We start from the raw sequence: 16,219 nt of genomic DNA, 5'->3' as shown, positions 1-16,219 counted from the left end.
GGCTGGGCCGGTCGGCCCGGCGCGCCGGGGCCGGCCGGGGCGGGACCGGCCGGGCCGGTCTGGGTGCCGCGCGCCGGGGTCGGCTGGCCCTTGGTGTAGGTGGTCGGCTGCGAGTAGCCACCGGTGCCCGGGGCGGGCGTGGTCGGCGGCACCGGCGGCTGGGCCGGCGCGCCGTAGCCGCCCTGGCCCACCGCGGACATCAGCGAGGTGGACGCGGCCGGGTGCTCGGCCGGCGGCTGCGGTACACCTCCGTACGGCGCACCGCCCGGTGCGGCACCTCCCGCAGCACCCGTGGTCCCACTCACTATGGTTCCTCCCGCAGTTCCTCACCGGGGTCGCGGTCGCGACCCGGTCGACACTCCACTGTGCGGCATCGGGCCCACCAGCCCGAAACCGGGGCAGCCGGTGCTCCGCGCCCGGAGGGCGGAACACCGGCTGCCGGTCGTACGTCAGCCCTGGTCAGCGGCCTCTGGCTGGTCCACTGCGGCGTCCGCCACAGTGCTGCCCTCCTCGGTCGCCTCCTCGTCCTCCGCCTCCGCGTTGCGGGCCATGCCCACCACCGCGTCGCGCTTTCCGAGGTTGATCAGTTGGACGCCCATGGTGTCACGTCCGGTTTCACGGACACCCGAAACCCTGGTCCGGATCACACCACCCGAGAGGGTGATCGCCATGATCTCGTCGGTCTCCTCGACCACCAGGGCGCCGACCAGCGAGCCGCGGCCCTCGACGATCTTCGCCGCCTTGGTGCCGAAGCCGCCGCGGCCCTGCACCCGGTACTCGTCCACCGGGGTCCGCTTGGCGTAGCCGCCGTCGGTCGCGGTGAAGACGAAGGTGCCGGGGCGCACCACGTTCATCGACAGCAGCTCGTCGTCCTCGCGGAACGCCATGCCCTTGACGCCGGAGGTGGCCCGGCTCATCGGGCGCAGCGCCTCGTCGGTGGCGGTGAACCGGATCGACTGGGCCTTCTTGGAGACCAGCAGCAGGTCGTCCTCGGCGGAGACCAGCTCGGCGCCGATCAGCTCGTCGTCGCGGCCGTTCTCGTCGGTGCGCAGGTTGATCGCGATCAGGCCGCCGGAGCGCGGCGAGTCGTAGTCCTTCAGCGCGGACTTCTTGACCAGGCCCTCGCGGGTGGCCAGCACCAGGTAGGGCTTGTCCTCGTAGGTGCGGATCGCCATCACCTGGGTGATGTGCTCCTCCGGCTGGAAGGCCAGCAGGTTGGCCACGTGCTGGCCGCGGGCGTCCCGGCCGGCGTCCGGCAGCTCGTAGCCCTTGGCCCGGTAGACCCGGCCCTTGTTGGTGAAGAAGAGGATCCAGTTGTGCGTCGTGGTCACGAAGAAGTGGTCCACGATGTCGTCCTGCTTGAGCTGCGCGCCGCGCACGCCCTTGCCGCCGCGCTTCTGCGAGCGGTACAGGTCGGACCGGGTCCGCTTGACGTAGCCGCCACGGGTGATCGTGACGACGATGTCCTCCTCCGCGATCAGGTCCTCGATCGACAGGTCGCCGTCGGAGGGGATCAGGGTGGAGCGGCGCTCGTCGCCGTACTTCTCGACGATCGCGGTGAGCTCCTCGGAGATGATCTCCCGCTGCCGGGACGGCGAGGCCAGGATCGCGTTGTACTCGTCGATCTTGCGCTGCAGCTCGTCGTGCTCGTCGGTGATCCGCTGCCGCTCCAGGGCGGCCAGCCGGCGCAGCTGCATCTCCAGGATCGCGTTGGCCTGCAGCTCGTCGATGGTGAGCAGGTCCATCAGGCCGCTCCGGGCGGCGTCCGCCGACTCCGAGCCGCGGATCAGCGCGATCACCGCGTCGATCATGTCCAGCGCCTTGAGCAGCGCGCGCAGGATGTGCGCCCGCTCCTCGGCCTTGCGCAGCCGGAACCGGGTCCGGCGCACGATCACGTCGACCTGGTGGTTGACCCAGTGCCGGATGAAGGCGTCCAGCGCCAGGGTGCGCGGCACCCCGTCGACCAGGGCCAGCATGTTGGCGCCGAAGTTGGTCTGCAGGTCGGTGTGCTTGTAGAGGTTGTTCAGCACCACCTTGGCGACCGCGTCCCGCTTGAGCACGATCACCAGGCGCTGGCCGGTGCGCGAGGACGACTCGTCGCGCACGTCGGCGATGCCGGCCACCCGGCCGTCCTTGACCAGGTCGGCGATCTTCAGCGCCAGGTTGTCCGGGTTGACCTGGAACGGCAGCTCGGTGATCACCAGGCACTGCCGGCCCTGGATCTCCTCGACCTCGACCACCGCGCGCATGGTGATCGAGCCGCGGCCGGTCCGGTAGGCCTCCTCGATGCCGCGGCGGCCGACGATCAGCGCCCCGGTCGGGAAGTCGGGGCCCTTGATCCGCTCGATCAGGGCCTCCAGCAGCTCCTCGTTGGAGGCGTCCGGGTGCTGCAGCGCCCAGAGCGCGCCGGAGGCCACCTCGCGCAGGTTGTGCGGCGGGATGTTGGTGGCCATGCCGACCGCGATGCCGGTGGCACCGTTGACCAGCAGGTTGGGGAAGCGCGCGGGCAGGACGGTCGGCTCCTGCGAGCGGCCGTCGTAGTTGGCGGCGAAGTCGACGGTCTCCTCGTCGATGTCGCGCATCATCTCCATCGCGAGCGGCGCCATCTTGCACTCGGTGTAGCGCATCGCCGCGGCCGGGTCGTTGCCCGGGGAGCCGAAGTTGCCGTTGCCGTCCACCAGCGGCATCCGCAGCGACCAGGGCTGGGCGAGGCGGACCACGGTGTCGTAGATGGAGGTGTCGCCGTGCGGGTGGTAGTTGCCCATCACGTCGCCGACCACGCGGGCGCACTTGTAGTAGCCCTTCTCGGGCCGGTAGCCGCCGTCGTACATCGCGTACAGCACCCGGCGGTGCACCGGCTTGAGGCCGTCGCGGACCTCGGGCAGCGCGCGGGAGACGATCACGCTCATCGCGTAGTCGAGGTAGGACCGCTGCATCTCGGTCTCGAGCTCGATCGGCTCGACCCGCATCACGACCTGGGAGTTCCCGGGCTGCTCGTCGCCCTCGGGACGGTTGTCGTCGACCACTGCTGGTCAGTTTCCTTTCACGCGTGACTGGACGGGAGGTGACGGGAGGTGGACCTACGGTCCGTCACACGTCCAGGAAACGAACGTCCTTGGCGTTGCGCTGGATGAAGGAGCGGCGCGCCTCGACGTCCTCGCCCATCAGGACCGAGAACAGGTCGTCGGCACGGGCCGCGTCCTCCAGGGTGACCTGCAGCAGCAGCCGGTGGGCCGCGTCCATGGTGGTCACCCGCAGCTCCTCGGCGTTCATCTCGCCCAGACCCTTGAAGCGCTGGATCGCGTCGTCCTTGGGCAGCCGGCGCCCGGCCGACACCCCGGCCTCGATCACGGCGTCGCGCTCGCGGTCGGAGTAGACGTACTCGAAGTCGTCCTTGCCCCACTTGATCTTGTACAGCGGCGGCATCGCCAGGTAGACGTAGCCCGCCTCGACCAGCGGCCGCATGAAGCGGAACAGCAGGGTCAGCAGCAGGGTGCGGATGTGCTGACCGTCCACGTCGGCGTCGGCCATCAGCACGATCTTGTGGTACCGCAGCTTGGACTCGTCGTAGTCCTCCTGGATGCCGCAGCCGAAGGCCGAGATCAGCGCCTGGACCTCGGTGTTCTGCAGCACCTTGTCGATCCGGGCCTTCTCGACGTTCAGGATCTTGCCGCGGATCGGCAGGATGGCCTGGGTGCGCGGGTCGCGGCCCTGCTTGGCCGAGCCGCCGGCCGAGTCGCCCTCGACGATGAAGATCTCGCACTCGGCCGGGTCCTTGGACTGGCAGTCGCTCAGTTTGCCCGGCAGCGAGGCGCTCTCCAGCAGGCCCTTGCGGCGGGTCAGGTCGCGCGCCTTGCGGGCCGCCATCCGCGCGGTGGCCGCGGTGATGGACTTGCGGATGATGTCCGCGGCCTCGTTCGGGTTGCGGTCCAGCCAGTCGTTCAGCTGCTCGTGCACCACCCGCTGGACGAAGGTCTTGGCCTCGGTGTTGCCCAGCTTGTCCTTGGTCTGGCCCTCGAACTGCGGCTCGCCCAGCTTGACCGAGATGACCGCGGTCAGACCCTCGCGGATGTCCTCGCCGGAGAGGTTCTCGTCCTTCTCGCGCAGCAGCTTCTTGTCCCGCGCGTAGCGGTTGACCAGACCGGTCAGCGCCGCGCGGAAGCCCTCCTCGTGGGTACCGCCGCCGTGCGTGTGGATGGTGTTGACGAAGGAGTAGACCCCCTCGGTGTACGAGGAGTTCCACTGCATGGCGATCTCGACCGAGATCGTCTTCTCCTTGTCCTCCGCCTCGAAGTCGATCACCGAGGGGTGGACCATCTCACCCTTGCGGGAGTTGAGGTGGGTGACGAAGTCGGCGATGCCGCCCTCGTAGTGGTAGGTGACGGAGAGCGGCTTGCCCTCGTCGTCGGTGTGCTCGGGCCGCTCGTCGGTCAGCGAGATGGTCAGGCCCTTGTTGAGGAAGGCCATCTCCTGGAACCGGCGGGAGAGCGTCTCGAACGAGTAGACGGTGGTCTCGAAGATGTCGCCGTCGGCCCAGAAGCTGACGCTGGTGCCGGTGCGGTCGGTGGCCTCGTGCTGGACCAGCGGCGCGGTCGGGGCGCCCATCTTGTAGTCCTGGGTCCACCGGTGGCCGTCGGTGTGGATCTCCACCGCCAGCTTGGTGGAGAGCGCGTTCACCACCGAGACGCCGACGCCGTGCAGACCGCCGGAGACCGCGTAGCCGCCGCCGCCGAACTTTCCGCCGGCGTGCAGCACGGTCAGCACCACCTCGACGGCGGGCTTGTCCTGGCCGGGGACGATGCCGACCGGGATGCCGCGGCCGTTGTCGACGACCCGGATGCCGCCGTCGGCCAGGATGCTGACCTCGATGGTGTCCGCGTGGCCGGCCATCGCCTCGTCCACGGCGTTGTCCACGACCTCCTGGACCAGGTGGTGCAGGCCGCGCTCGCCGGTGGAGCCGATGTACATGCCCGGGCGCTTGCGGACGGCGTCGAGGCCCTCCAGCACCTGGATGGCGCTGGCGTCGTAGGCCTTCCCTGTGGAGGCGTCGGTGGGGACGGGGGACTGGCTGGACTCGCCGGTATCGGCCACGAAGCGCCCTCTCTGGCACAGCGCGGGCCGCACCCCGCTCCCGGTGGGGAGGGCGTGCGACCACGGCGTTTCGACTCAGTTACCGCAAGCAGCGGCGTTTGGTTCTCAGTCTACCGGTACGACCGACATAGATGGGCTTTTGGCAGGCCCTGAGGGCGGATTTGGCGCCCCGAATCCCCTCCGCACATGTCCCGATACTCGCCCGGGGGGCTCAGTGGCCTCACAAGGGCCGTCAGCGGTTCCGGAGGTTCGCGCTCCGTCAAGGGCGCCGCCGCCGCGGACACCGGTCCGCGATCAGCCCCAGGTGTCCCGCGGACCCTGGCTGCCGGGCGCGCGCAGCCGGCCGTACCGGCGCTGCGGGGCCGCCGGCCCGAGCACCCGGATCACCCGCACCGTGCCGTGCCCCAGCTCGTGGTTCAGCCGGGCCACCAACTGCCTTGCCAGCAGCCGCAGCTGAGTGGCCCACGCGGTGGAGTCGCAGCGCACCGTGAGGACCGCCTCGGCCTCGTCGAACTGCTCGGGGACGCAGTGCGCGCTGATGTCCGGGCCGACGATCTGCGACCAGCGGCCCATCACCCCGGCCACCGCGGCGGGGGTCTCCCAGCCACGCTCCGTGATCAAACGATTGAGGGCGGCCCCCAGCGGCACCGGGTCCCGGCCGTCCGCCCGGGCGCCGCTGCGCAGCCCGTGCCGCCGGGCCTCGCGCTTCTCGCGGACCTGCTCCCCGCGCCGGCGGGCCTGCTCCTTGGCCGCCCGCAGCGCGACCCGGGCCAGGTCGACGCCGGAGAGCTGTGGTTCGTCGCTCATCTCTTATCCCCAGGCTGTGGACGGACCCACCAGCGTACGCCGGTCAGCCCGCGACCCGGACGACCTCGCCGCCGCTGACCGAGTACCGCACGCCGGCCAGCGCCTTGGGCACGTCCTCCGGCACCGCAGCGGTGACCAGCACCTGCTCGCCGCCGGACACCAGTTCGGCCAGCTGGTCGCGCCGCTTGGCGTCCAGCTCGGCGAAGACGTCGTCCAGGATGAGCACCGGCTCGCCGCCGTCGGCCCGCAGCAGCTCGTAGGAGGCCAGCCGCAGCGCCAGCGCGAAGGACCAGGACTCGCCGTGGCTGGCGTAGCCCTTGGCCGGCAGGGTGCCCAGCAGCAGTCCCAGCTCGTCCCGGTGCGGGCCGACCAGGGTGAGCCCGCGGTCGACCTCCTGCTTGCGCAGCGCCTGCAGGGCCTCCAGCAGCTGGCTCTCGGCCTCCTCGCGGCTGGTCGGCAGGGCGCCCTCGAAGGAGGAGCGGTACTCCAGCCGGGTCGGGCCGCCGCCGGGGGCCAGGCGCTCGTAGGCCTGCTCGACCAGCGGCTGCAGCGCCGCCACCAGCTGCAGCCGGAAGGCCGTCAGCTCGGCCCCGGCGCGGGCCAGGTGGCCGTCCCAGACCTCCAGGGTGGACAGGTCGGCGCCCTTGCCGCCGCCGGCCCGGCGGGCCGTCGCGGCGGTCTTGAGCAGCGCGTTGCGCTGCTTGAGCACCCGCTCGTAGTCCGAGCGGACCCCGGCCAGCCGGGGCGCCCGGGCGGTGAGCAGCTCGTCCAGGAAGCGCCGCCGCTCGCCCGGGTCGCCCTTGACCAGGGCGAGGTCCTCGGGCGCGAACAGCACCGTGCGCAGCAGTCCCAGCACGTCGCGCGGGCGCACGTTGTCGGAGCGGTTGATCCGGGCCCGGTTGGCCTTGCCCGGGGTGATCTCCAGTTCGACCAGGGTGGTCCGGCCGCGGTCCGCGATCGAGCCGCGGACCACCGCGCGTTCGGCGCCCTGGCGCACCAGCGGGGCGTCGGTGGCCACCCGGTGGCTGCCCAGGGTGGCCAGGTAGCCGATCGCCTCGACCAGGTTGGTCTTGCCCTGGCCGTTGGGCCCCACGAACGCGGTGACGCCCGGGTCGAGCGGAACCTCGGCCCGGGCGTAGGAGCGGAAGTCGGCGAGCGAGAGGTGCGCGACATGCATGGGGAGGTACTGCGCCCGCCTTCTGTGAACAGCCTGTGGACGGTGTCCCAGGGGACCGTCGGAACTACTTGCTCTCGACCGCGTGGCCGCCGAACTCGTTGCGCAGCGCGGCGATCATCTTCATCTGCGGCGAGTCGTCCTGCCGCGAGGCGAAGCGGGCGAAGAGCGAGGCGGTGATCGCCGGCAGCGGCACCGCGTGGTCGATGGCGGCCTCGACGGTCCAGCGGCCCTCGCCGGAGTCGGCGGCGTAGCCCTTGAGCTTGCCCAGGTGCTCGTCCTTGTCCAGCGCGTCCACCGCCAGGTCGAGCAGCCAGGAGCGGATCACGGTGCCCTCCTTCCAGGAGCGGAAGATCTCCCGGACGTCGGTCACGCTGTCCACGGCCTCCAGCAGCTCCCAGCCCTCGGCGTAGGCCTGCATCATGGCGTACTCGATGCCGTTGTGGACCATCTTGGCGAAGTGGCCGGCGCCCGCCTTGCCGGCGTGCACGGCGCCGAACTCGCCCTCGGGCTTCAGCGCGTCGAAGATCGGCTGGACCTTGGCGATCGACTCGGCCTCGCCGCCGTACATCAGCGCGTAGCCGTTCTGCAGGCCCCAGACGCCGCCGGAGACGCCGCAGTCGACGAAGCCGATGCCCTTGGCGGCCAGCAGCTCGGCGTGCTTCTCGTCGTCGGTCCAGCGGGAGTTGCCGCCGTCCACCACGATGTCGCCGGGGGAGAGCAGCTCGGACAGCTCCTCGACGGTCTCCTGGGTGGGCACGCCGGCCGGGACCATCACCCAGACCACGCGCGGCGCCTGAAGCTTGGTCACCAGCTCCTGGAGGCTGGCGACGTCGGCGAGGTCGGGGTTGCGGTCGTAGCCGATGACGGTGTGGCCGGCGCGGCGGATGCGCTCGCGCATGTTGCCGCCCATCTTGCCGAGACCGATGAGGCCGAGCTCCATGACAAGTCCTTACCTGGGGTGTCGTGCCTGACGGCGGCGCCGTTGCCGCGACACAAGAGCCTACGCCGCGGCGGTGTCCACAGACTGTGGAACGTTCCGGTGGACACCGCTTGCGTCATGTCCAGGCCGAACGGCCCGGCGGCCGGCTCAGCCGGACAGCCGCACCGGCATGATCAGGTACTGGTAGGCCTCGTCCGCCTCGGCGTCCAGGGCCGGCTTGCCGGACAGCAGCGCCGGCTTGGTCGGGGTGGTGAAGGAGAGCTGGGCGAAGGCGGCGTCCACCGCCTTGAGGCCCTCCTCCAGGTAGCCGGGGTTGAAGGCGATCGAGATGTCGTCGCCCTCGAGGTCGGCGTCGATCCGCTCGGTGGCCTGGGCGTCGTCGCCGGAGCCGGCCTCCAGGGTCAGCACGCCCTGCTCGAAGTTGAGCCGGACCGGGGTGTTCCGCTCGGCCACCAGCGAGACGCGCTTGAGCGCCTCCAGGAACGGCTGGGTCTGCACCGCGGCGACCGCGCTGAAGTCCTCGGACTTCGGGAAGAGGCTGCGGAACTTGGGGAACTCGCCCTCCAGCAGCCGGGTGGTGGTGCGGCGGCCGGCGCCCTCGAAGCCGATCAGGCCCTCGCCGGCACCGCCGGAGGAGAGCGCGATCGAGACCGTGTCGCCGCTGCCCAGGGACTTGGCGATGTCCTGCAGGGTGCGGGCCGGGACCAGGGCGACCGCGGAGATGTCCTGCTGCTCGGGCTTCCACAGCAGCTCGCGGACGGCGAACCGGTAGCGGTCGGTGGCGGCCAGGGTGATCCGGTCGCCCTCGATCTCCACCCGGACACCGGTGAGCACCGGCAGCGTGTCGTCCCGGCCGGCGGCCACGGCGGCCTGGCTGACGGCGGTGGCGAAGACCTCGCCGGAGACCGTGCCGGTGGCGCTGGGCATCTGCGGCAGCGCGGGGTACTCGTCCACCGGCAGGGTGGGGAGGGTGAACCGGGAGCTGCCGCAGACCACGGTGACCCGCTGGCCGTCGGTGGAGATCTCCACAGGCCTGTTGGGAAGGTTGCGGGAGATGTCGTTGAGCAGCCGGCCGGAGACCAGCACGGTGCCGGCCTCCTCCACCTCGGCCTCCAGCTCGACCCGGGCCGAGACCTCGTAGTCGAAGCCGGACAGCGCCAGGGCGCCGTCCTGGGCCGTCAGCAGCAGGCCGGCCAGCACCGGCACCGAGGGCCGCGCCGGGAGGCTGCGGGCAGCCCAGGCCACCGCCTCCGCGAGGACGTCACGCTCCACCCGGAACTTCACCGGTAACCGCCTCCTGGGTCCTGCTGTCGCTGCTGCATGGTGCAGTCCTGCTTGCCGAGTCCTTGCCGTGGCCCGACGGAGCTCCGTCGTGGTGTGCCGAGGACAGTCTGACGTACTCCGCCGACAGCCGAGGCCGATGGGCGCAACCGGGGCGAACAGGTGTCGGGATCGGCTTGTCCACAGATTTCGGCCCACCCCGCTGTTGAGCGATTCGAGGGGTCTCTAGGTGTAGCGGTAGTAGTAGGGCCTGTGGATACCGTGGATAACCTTGTTTTCCCAGGTCAAACCCGCTTTTTTGTCCACAGTGGATGTGGACGGCGGCAGTGGATAACTCGGCCGCGCTGTGGACGGCGGAGCGTTATCTACAGGGCACCCTGAGTATCCACAGGTTATCCCCAGCACCGTCCCCAGCAGGAGGCCCGGTTATCCACGGAGCCCCGGGCAACATCACGTGACGCCTTTCACACCGGCCGGTGAACCGGGGCCCTCCGTTGTCGAACAGTGGATACCGCTGTGGAAAAGCTGGGGAAAACTGCCGCTCGCCTGGGGATGACCGGTGGACAACCTCTCGGGGTCCCTGACGGCCCGCCAACTGTCCACATGCTGTGGATAACTGTTGTGCACAAGTCCACAGGGGGCTGACCTGCGGCGAAGAGCGTAGCGTCGATCCGGCTGTGGAGAAATTCTGGATAACTCCGCGTTCCCCAGGCTGTGGACGGGACGGAACACCGAAACCTGTGGAGAACGGCCGGGCGGCTGCGAGCTGTTCGAATGGATGCTCAGTTGTACGAAATCGCCGGGCCCCTGGTGGAGCGTCAGCCGGAAGCCTTCCCCGGCCCGGCGCGGACTACACCCCCGTGCTGCGGAGTCCTCCGAAGGGCCGTCGGCCGGTTGCCCGCCGCCCGCCGCGGCCGGGTACGCCGAAGGGCCCGCCGGCCTCCCGAACGGGTGCCGACGGGCCCTCAACAGGCTGGCGCGGGTTAGCTCTTGATCCGGTTGGTGAGCTCGGTGACCTGGTTGTAGAGCGACCGGCGCTCGGCCATCAGCGAGCGGATCTTGCGGTCCGCGTGCATCACCGTGGTGTGGTCCCGGCCGCCGAACTGGGCGCCGATCTTCGGCAGCGAGAGGTCGGTCAGCTCGCGGCACAGGTACATCGCGATCTGACGGGCCGTCGCCAGCACCCGACTGCGCGAGGACCCGCACAGGTCCTCCACGGTCAGCCCGAAGTACGCCGCCGTCTGCTGCATGATCACCTGGGCGGTGATCTCCGGACCCGCGTCCTCGTCGCCGCCCGGGATCAGGTCCTTGAGGACGATGCCGGCCAGCTCCAGGTCGACCGGCGACCGGTTGAGGTTGGCGAAGGCGGTCACCCGGATCAGCGCGCCCTCCAGCTCGCGGATGTTGCGGGTGATCCGGGAGGCGATGAACTCCAGCACGTCGGCCGGGGCGTTGAGCCGTTCCTGGATCGCCTTCTTGCGCAGGATCGCGATCCGGGTCTCCAGCTCCGGCGGGGTGACGTCGGTGATCAGGCCCCACTCGAAGCGGTTGCGCAGCCGGTCCTCCAGGGTGGTCAGCAGCTTGGGCGGCCGGTCCGAGGAGAGCACGATCTGCTTGTTGGCGTTGTGCAGCGTGTTGAAGGTGTGGAAGAACTCCTCCTGCGTCGACTCCTTGCTCGCCAGGAACTGGATGTCGTCGACCAGCAGGATGTCCATGTCCCGGTACCGCTTGCGGAACGCGTCCGCCTTGCCGTCCCGGATCGAGTTGATGAACTCGTTGGTGAACTCCTCCGAGCTCACGTAGCGCACCCGGGTCCCGGGGAAGAGGCTGCGCGAGTAGTGCCCGATGGCGTGCAGCAGGTGGGTCTTGCCCAGCCCGGACTCGCCGTAGATGAAGAGCGGGTTGTACGCCTTGGCCGGGGCCTCGGCCACCGCGACCGCGGCCGCGTGCGCGAACCGGTTGCTGGCGCCGATCACGAAGGTGTCGAAGAGGTACTTGGGGTTGAGCCGGGCGGCCGGCTCGTCCTTGCGCCCGAGGTCGGGGGCGGGGCCGCCGGGCGGCGCCGGCACGCCCGGGACCGGGGTGCGGTCGCCGACCCGCTCGGGAAGCGCGGGCACGCCCGGTCCGGCCTCGGCCGCGGGCATCGCGGGCGGCAGGTCGCGCCGGGTGGGCGGCAGCTGGCGGCGCGGGCGGGGTTCCTCCACCGCCGCGTCGAAGGCGCCGCCGAACAGGTCGCCCTGGGCCGGCTCACCGCCGGGCCGGACCGGGCCGGCCCGGTGCTCGGCGCCCGGGCCGGGCTCGGGCTGCCAGTCGCGGTACTGGTACGGCTGCGCGTAGTCGCGCTGGTCCGGGTAGGCCGGGTAGTCGCCGCCGTAGGGCTGCGGCGGCTGCGGCGGCTGGTAGGCCTGCGGCTCGGGGTACTCGGCCGGGCGGTGCTGCGGGTAGCCGTAGTCCGGCTCGCGGTACTCGGTGGCCGGCATCGGCTGCGGCTCGGCCGGCGGCCGGGGCGGCTGCACCGGCTCGGGCTGCACGGGGGCCACCGGCTGCGGGGCGGCCGGAGCCGGGCCCGGCGGGGCGGCGTTGGCGTCCACCATGACGGCGATCCGGACCGGGCGGCCGAACTGCTGGCTGAGCCCGTCGGTCAGCTGCGGCAGCAGCCGGCCCTCCAGCACCTGCTTCGCCCACTCGTTCGGGGCGGCGAGCAGCGCGGTGTCGTGCATCATCCACATGGGCTGGGTGCGCTGCACCCAGACCTTGTCCTTGTCACCCACCGAGGTGTCGTTGACCAGCCGCTCGACGACCTTCGCCCAGGCGGGGACGAGGTCGCTGTTGACATCAGCCACTGGTGCACGCTTTCTCGTTCCCCCGGAAACAGGAGGGGATGAACAAAACCAGACAAGTCCTGCAACGGTAGTCAGCGGGCAGAGCTGATTCAAGTTGTTGTCCACAGGCTGTGGGCGGCGCTGGTCGGAGGGTCGGCGGGGCCAGCCGGTTTGACCCTCGGGCGCCCCGCCGCGTACCGTAACGAGGTCGAGTTGTCGATGGCCGCTGCCGCATGTCCGCGGGTCCTCCCGCTTCACAGAAGGCGCGCAGCACGGGCGCCGTGGATTGCCTGGACCCCAGCAGACCTGGGAGGACAGGCCGGATTTCCCAGCTGTGAAGGGGAGATCACGCGGACGCACGGTGACGGCCAAGCTGCGACTCGTCACCCTACGATTCACCCCAGGAGCCCCCGAGTGAGCAAGCGCACCTTCCAGCCGAACAACCGTCGTCGCGCCAAGACCCACGGCTTCCGGCTGCGGATGCGTACCCGTGCCGGCCGCGCCATCCTCGCGGCCCGCCGTGGCAAGGGCCGCGCCAGCATCTCCGCCTGATCCGCGTCCAGGGTCTGCAGTGCTGCCCTCCGAGAATCGGCTGCGGCGGCGCCAGGACTTCGCGACCGCGGTGAAACGCGGCCGTCGCGCCGGTCGGCCCCTGCTGGTCGTCCATCTCAGACGAGAGGACGAGCGGGCGGAGCCGGTCGGCGGGTACAGCGACTCTCACCCGCACGTCGCCGAGGGACTCCCCTCGGCGCGTGCGGGTTTCGTCGTGAGCAAGGCGGTCGGCCCCGCGGTGGTCCGCAACCTGGTCAAGCGTCGTCTACGTCACTTGGTACGCGAACGTCTGACGCGGTTGCCCGCAGGTAGCCTGATAGTGGTACGAGCGCTGCCCGACGCAGCGAACGCCTCGTACTCGGATCTTGCACACGACCTGGATGCCGCGCTCAAGCGGTTGCTCCGGACGGACCCGGCCGCCGAGGCCGGATCAGGGCCAACGGGATCAGGGCGATGAAGTACCTGTTCATGGGATTGATCAGGCTCTACCAGTGGACCATCAGTCCACTGCTCGGTCCGGTCTGCCGCTACTACCCCTCGTGTTCGCACTACGGGTACGAGGCCGTGCGCACGCACGGTGCGGTGAAGGGCAGTGTGCTGACCGCCTGGCGGATCCTTCGCTGCAACCCATGGTCCCCGGGTGGAGTGGACCACGTACCACCGCGCAAGCGTCCCGTTTGGCATCAGCGGCTGCGTGCCCTGGTGCAGTCCAGGACCGGTAGCGCCGTGCTCCCGGAGCCGACGACCAAGCCCAATGCTCAAGGAGTCTGACCGGTGACCTGGTCCTTCCTGAACCCCCTGTACACCGCGGTGTCCTGGATCATCGTCCAGTTCCACTCGCTGTACAGCAACGTCTTCCCCGCGGACAGCGGCTGGGCCTGGGGCCTCGCCATCGCCTCGATGGTCGTCGTGATCCGGATCTGCCTGATCCCGCTCTTCGTGAAGCAGATCAAGTCGACCCGGGCCATGCAGGCGATCCAGCCGAAGATGAAGGCCATCCAGGAGCGCTACAAGAACGACAAGCAGCGCCAGTCCGAAGAGATGATGAAGCTCTACAAGGAGGCGGGCACCAACCCCTTCTCGAGCTGTCTCCCGATCCTGGTGCAGATGCCGTTCTTCACGGCGCTGTACGGCGTGCTCTCCAACGTCGCCAAGGGCCACCCGATCGGTGTCATCAAGGGCGACCTGCTGGTCAGCGCCGGCAACGCGCACATCTTCGGTGCCCCGCTGTCCGCGAAGTTCTGGGGCAGCCACGACCTGAACGTGCAGATCGTCACCGCGGTGATGATCGTGATGATGTCGCTGTCGCAGTTCATCACCCAGCGCCAGCTGATGACCAAGAACGTGGACCTGTCGGTCCAGACGCCGTTCATGCAGCAGCAGAAGATGCTGATGTACGTCTTCCCGGTGATGTTCGCCTTCATGGGCGTCAACTTCCCGGTCGGTGTCCTCGTCTACTGGCTGACCACCAACGTCTGGTCGATGGGCCAGCAGCTGGTCGTGATCCGCAACAACCCGACGCCGGGCAGCAAGGCGTGGGACGAGCGGCAGGCCCGGCTGAAGGAGGCCGGTCGGCTCAACCCGGACGGCACCGTGATCAAGACCGGCATGTTCGGCTTCCTCGGTGGCAAGTCGGCCGCGGCCCAGCAGCAGGCGGCCGGTGCGGTGGCGGAGTCGGTGCAGGTGCGCCGCCAGCAGCCGCGCAAGCAGACCAAGGCGCAGCGCCAGCAGCACCCCGGTGCCACCAAGCCGGGCGACAAGGACGAGGACGCCGCCGTCCAGTCGGCCGACGAGGTGTCGGAGCCGGTGCAGGACGCGGTGCCGAGCGGTCAGGGCGCGGCCAAGGGCACCGGCGGCGGTGCGGCCAAGCGTCCGGCGGCCAAGCAGGGCGGCGGCGCCAAGCGCGGGCCGCAGGGCGGTCAGCGGCCGAAGAAGAAGTCCTAGTCCGCCCGCACCGCATCCTTCACGATCGTCGATTTCGGCCCGTACTCGTGGGCCCCAGTTCCGAAGGAGTCCTCCCGTGACGGAAGGCACCACCGCCGCCGCGGCCGCCCAGGCCGACGAGTCCGCGGACACCCTGGTCGCTCGCCTGGAGCAGGAGGGGGAGATCGCGGCCGACTACCTGGAAGGCCTGCTGGACATCGCCGACCTGGACGGCGACATCGACATGGACGTCGAGGGCGACCGGGCCCTGGTCTCCATCGTGGGTGACGGCAACGACCGGACCCTGCAGCGGCTGGTGGGTCAGGACGGTGAGGTGCTGGAGGCGCTCCAGGAGCTGACCCGGCTGGCCGTGCACCGGGAGACCGGCGAGCGCAGTCGGCTGATGCTGGACATCGCGGGCTTCCGGGCGCGCAAGCGGTCCGAGCTCGCCGAGCTCGGTGCCAACGCGGCGGCGGAGGCCAAGCGGACCGGCGAGTCGGTCAAGCTGCGGCCGATGACCCCGTTCGAGCGCAAGGTGGTCCACGACGCGGTGGCCGCCGCCGGGCTGCGCAGCGAGTCGGAGGGCGAGGAGCCGCAGCGCTGCGTCGTCGTGCTGGCCGGCTGAACCCCTGCTGAACGGTGACCCCGCTCGCACGTCGGTGCGGGCGGGGTCTTCGTACGTGGGGCCGGTGGTCCCGGAGAATGGCGGGGGGATGTTTCACGTGAAACGGTGCTGGTGGGCGGGGGTCGGTGGATTCGGTGAGCGGAGAGGCTGAGATGGCGACGGAGAGTGCGGCGGAGGCCGGCGGCGCGGAGGGGTTGGCCGAGGCCCCCGCGGCGGCGCAGGAGATCTTCGGGGAGCGGTTCCCGTCGGCCCAGCGCTACGCGGAACTGCTGGCGACCGCGGGCGTGCAGCGCGGCCTGATCGGCCCGCGGGAGGTGCCGCGGCTGTGGGACCGGCACGTGCTCAACTGCGCGGTGCTCTCCGAACTGCTGCCGGCCGACGCCACCCTCTGCGACGTGGGGTCGGGGGCCGGGCTGCCGGGCATCCCGGTGGCGCTGGCCCGGCCGGACGTCTCGGTGACCCTGCTGGAGCCGCTGCTGCGGCGCACCACCTTCCTGGAGGAGGTGGTCCGCGAGCTCGGGCTGGACAACGTCACCGTGCTGCGCGGCCGGGCCGAGGAGATGGTCGGCAAGATCTCGGTGGAGATCGTCACGGCCCGGGCGGTGGCGCCGCTGGACCGGCTGGCCGGCTGGGGGATGCCGCTGCTGCGGCCCTACGGCCAGATGCTCGCGCTCAAGGGCGACACCGCCGAGCAGGAGCTGGCCGACTCGCGGGCCGCGCTGACCCGGCTGGGCGCCGTGGAGTGGGCGGTGATCCCGGTGGGGGAGGGCGCACTGGGCGCCGCGACCCGGGTGGTCCAGGTGAAGGCCGGGGAGAGTCCCGGTGGCGTGAAGGCGGCGACTCGGCGCGCGAAGGCGGCCCGGGCCGGGCGTTCCGGCGGCCGGCCGGCCGAACCGCGCACCGGCGGGCGGCGCCGACGCTGACCCCGCGAGCTGCAAAGCCCCTGGTCGCCCTGGTGCGACCAGGGGCTCTTCTGTACCGCCCGGAGTGTCGCACCGTCA

At 70.7% G+C, this 16,219-nt stretch carries 13 protein-coding genes and 1 pseudogene; 6 read left to right on the top strand and 8 right to left on the bottom strand.

From position 1 onward, the window contains the following. The 8 genes and pseudogenes from ACFW1A_RS11880 to dnaA all read right to left on the bottom strand — a co-directional run. A pseudogene (locus ACFW1A_RS11880) lies at positions 1-305 on the bottom strand (hypothetical protein); the annotation flags it as partial. A 144-nt stretch (positions 306-449) separates the two neighbouring features. Beyond that, positions 450-2,969: a DNA gyrase subunit A gene (gene gyrA / locus ACFW1A_RS11875; protein WP_380407743.1), complete on the bottom strand. Its 2,520-nt coding sequence runs from the start codon at positions 2,967-2,969 to the stop codon at positions 450-452. A gap of 121 nt (positions 2,970-3,090) precedes the next feature. Then, the gene (gyrB, locus tag ACFW1A_RS11870; protein ID WP_380407741.1) at positions 3,091-5,091 is read right to left on the bottom strand and encodes a DNA topoisomerase (ATP-hydrolyzing) subunit B; all 2,001 of its coding nucleotides are present in this window, start codon (positions 5,089-5,091) and stop codon (positions 3,091-3,093) included. Between the two features lie 294 nt (positions 5,092-5,385). Continuing rightward, positions 5,386-5,898, bottom strand: a complete 513-nt coding sequence (locus ACFW1A_RS11865; RefSeq protein WP_380407739.1) for a DUF721 domain-containing protein — start codon at positions 5,896-5,898, stop codon at positions 5,386-5,388. Positions 5,899-5,941: 43 nt separating this feature from the next. Beyond that, complete coding sequence (gene recF, locus ACFW1A_RS11860; protein ID WP_380407737.1) at positions 5,942-7,075, bottom strand: DNA replication/repair protein RecF; 1,134 nt, start codon at positions 7,073-7,075, stop codon at positions 5,942-5,944. A 64-nt stretch (positions 7,076-7,139) separates the two neighbouring features. Then, positions 7,140-8,015 (bottom strand): phosphogluconate dehydrogenase (NAD(+)-dependent, decarboxylating), encoded by an 876-nt coding sequence (gene gnd, locus ACFW1A_RS11855; protein ID WP_380407735.1) that lies wholly within the window; start codon positions 8,013-8,015, stop codon positions 7,140-7,142. A gap of 147 nt (positions 8,016-8,162) precedes the next feature. Beyond that, positions 8,163-9,299, bottom strand: coding sequence for a DNA polymerase III subunit beta (gene dnaN, locus ACFW1A_RS11850; RefSeq protein ID WP_380407733.1), 1,137 nt, complete (start codon positions 9,297-9,299; stop codon positions 8,163-8,165). A gap of 980 nt (positions 9,300-10,279) precedes the next feature. Continuing rightward, positions 10,280-12,139 carry a chromosomal replication initiator protein DnaA gene (gene dnaA, locus ACFW1A_RS11845; RefSeq protein ID WP_380407731.1) on the bottom strand — a complete coding sequence of 620 codons (1,860 nt, stop codon included), beginning with the start codon at positions 12,137-12,139 and terminating at the stop codon, positions 10,280-10,282. Positions 12,140-12,532: 393 nt separating this feature from the next. On the opposite strand from dnaA, the gene rpmH reads away from it, so the two are divergent. From rpmH to rsmG, 6 genes are all read left to right on the top strand, one after another. Continuing rightward, positions 12,533-12,670: a 50S ribosomal protein L34 gene (gene rpmH / locus ACFW1A_RS11840; protein WP_035847219.1), complete on the top strand. Its 138-nt coding sequence runs from the start codon at positions 12,533-12,535 to the stop codon at positions 12,668-12,670. Positions 12,671-12,689: 19 nt separating this feature from the next. Beyond that, on the top strand, positions 12,690-13,127 hold the full coding sequence (rnpA, locus tag ACFW1A_RS11835; RefSeq protein WP_380407728.1) for a ribonuclease P protein component: 438 nt from the start codon (positions 12,690-12,692) through the stop codon (positions 13,125-13,127). After that, complete coding sequence (yidD, locus tag ACFW1A_RS11830) at positions 13,124-13,441, top strand: membrane protein insertion efficiency factor YidD (protein ID WP_380407726.1); 318 nt, start codon at positions 13,124-13,126, stop codon at positions 13,439-13,441. The genes rnpA and yidD overlap by 4 nt, the downstream gene beginning before the upstream one ends. Before the next feature lie 3 nt (positions 13,442-13,444). Beyond that, entirely contained in the window at positions 13,445-14,614 is a 1,170-nt protein-coding gene (yidC, locus tag ACFW1A_RS11825) for a membrane protein insertase YidC (protein WP_380407724.1), read from the top strand. 76 nt (positions 14,615-14,690) lie between these two features. Beyond that, positions 14,691-15,218 (top strand): protein jag, encoded by a 528-nt coding sequence (locus ACFW1A_RS11820; RefSeq protein ID WP_380407722.1) that lies wholly within the window; start codon positions 14,691-14,693, stop codon positions 15,216-15,218. 152 nt (positions 15,219-15,370) lie between these two features. Next, positions 15,371-16,141 carry a 16S rRNA (guanine(527)-N(7))-methyltransferase RsmG gene (rsmG, locus tag ACFW1A_RS11815; RefSeq protein ID WP_380407720.1) on the top strand — a complete coding sequence of 257 codons (771 nt, stop codon included), beginning with the start codon at positions 15,371-15,373 and terminating at the stop codon, positions 16,139-16,141. Positions 16,142-16,219 lie beyond the last annotated feature (78 nt).

Origin of the sequence: Kitasatospora sp. NPDC058965 (genome assembly GCF_042741245.1) — a bacterium.
Lineage (GTDB): Bacteria > Actinomycetota > Actinomycetes > Streptomycetales > Streptomycetaceae > Kitasatospora.
The sequence above is the reverse complement of the archived record's forward strand: the minus strand, read 5'-3'. Positions and strand labels throughout refer to the sequence as shown.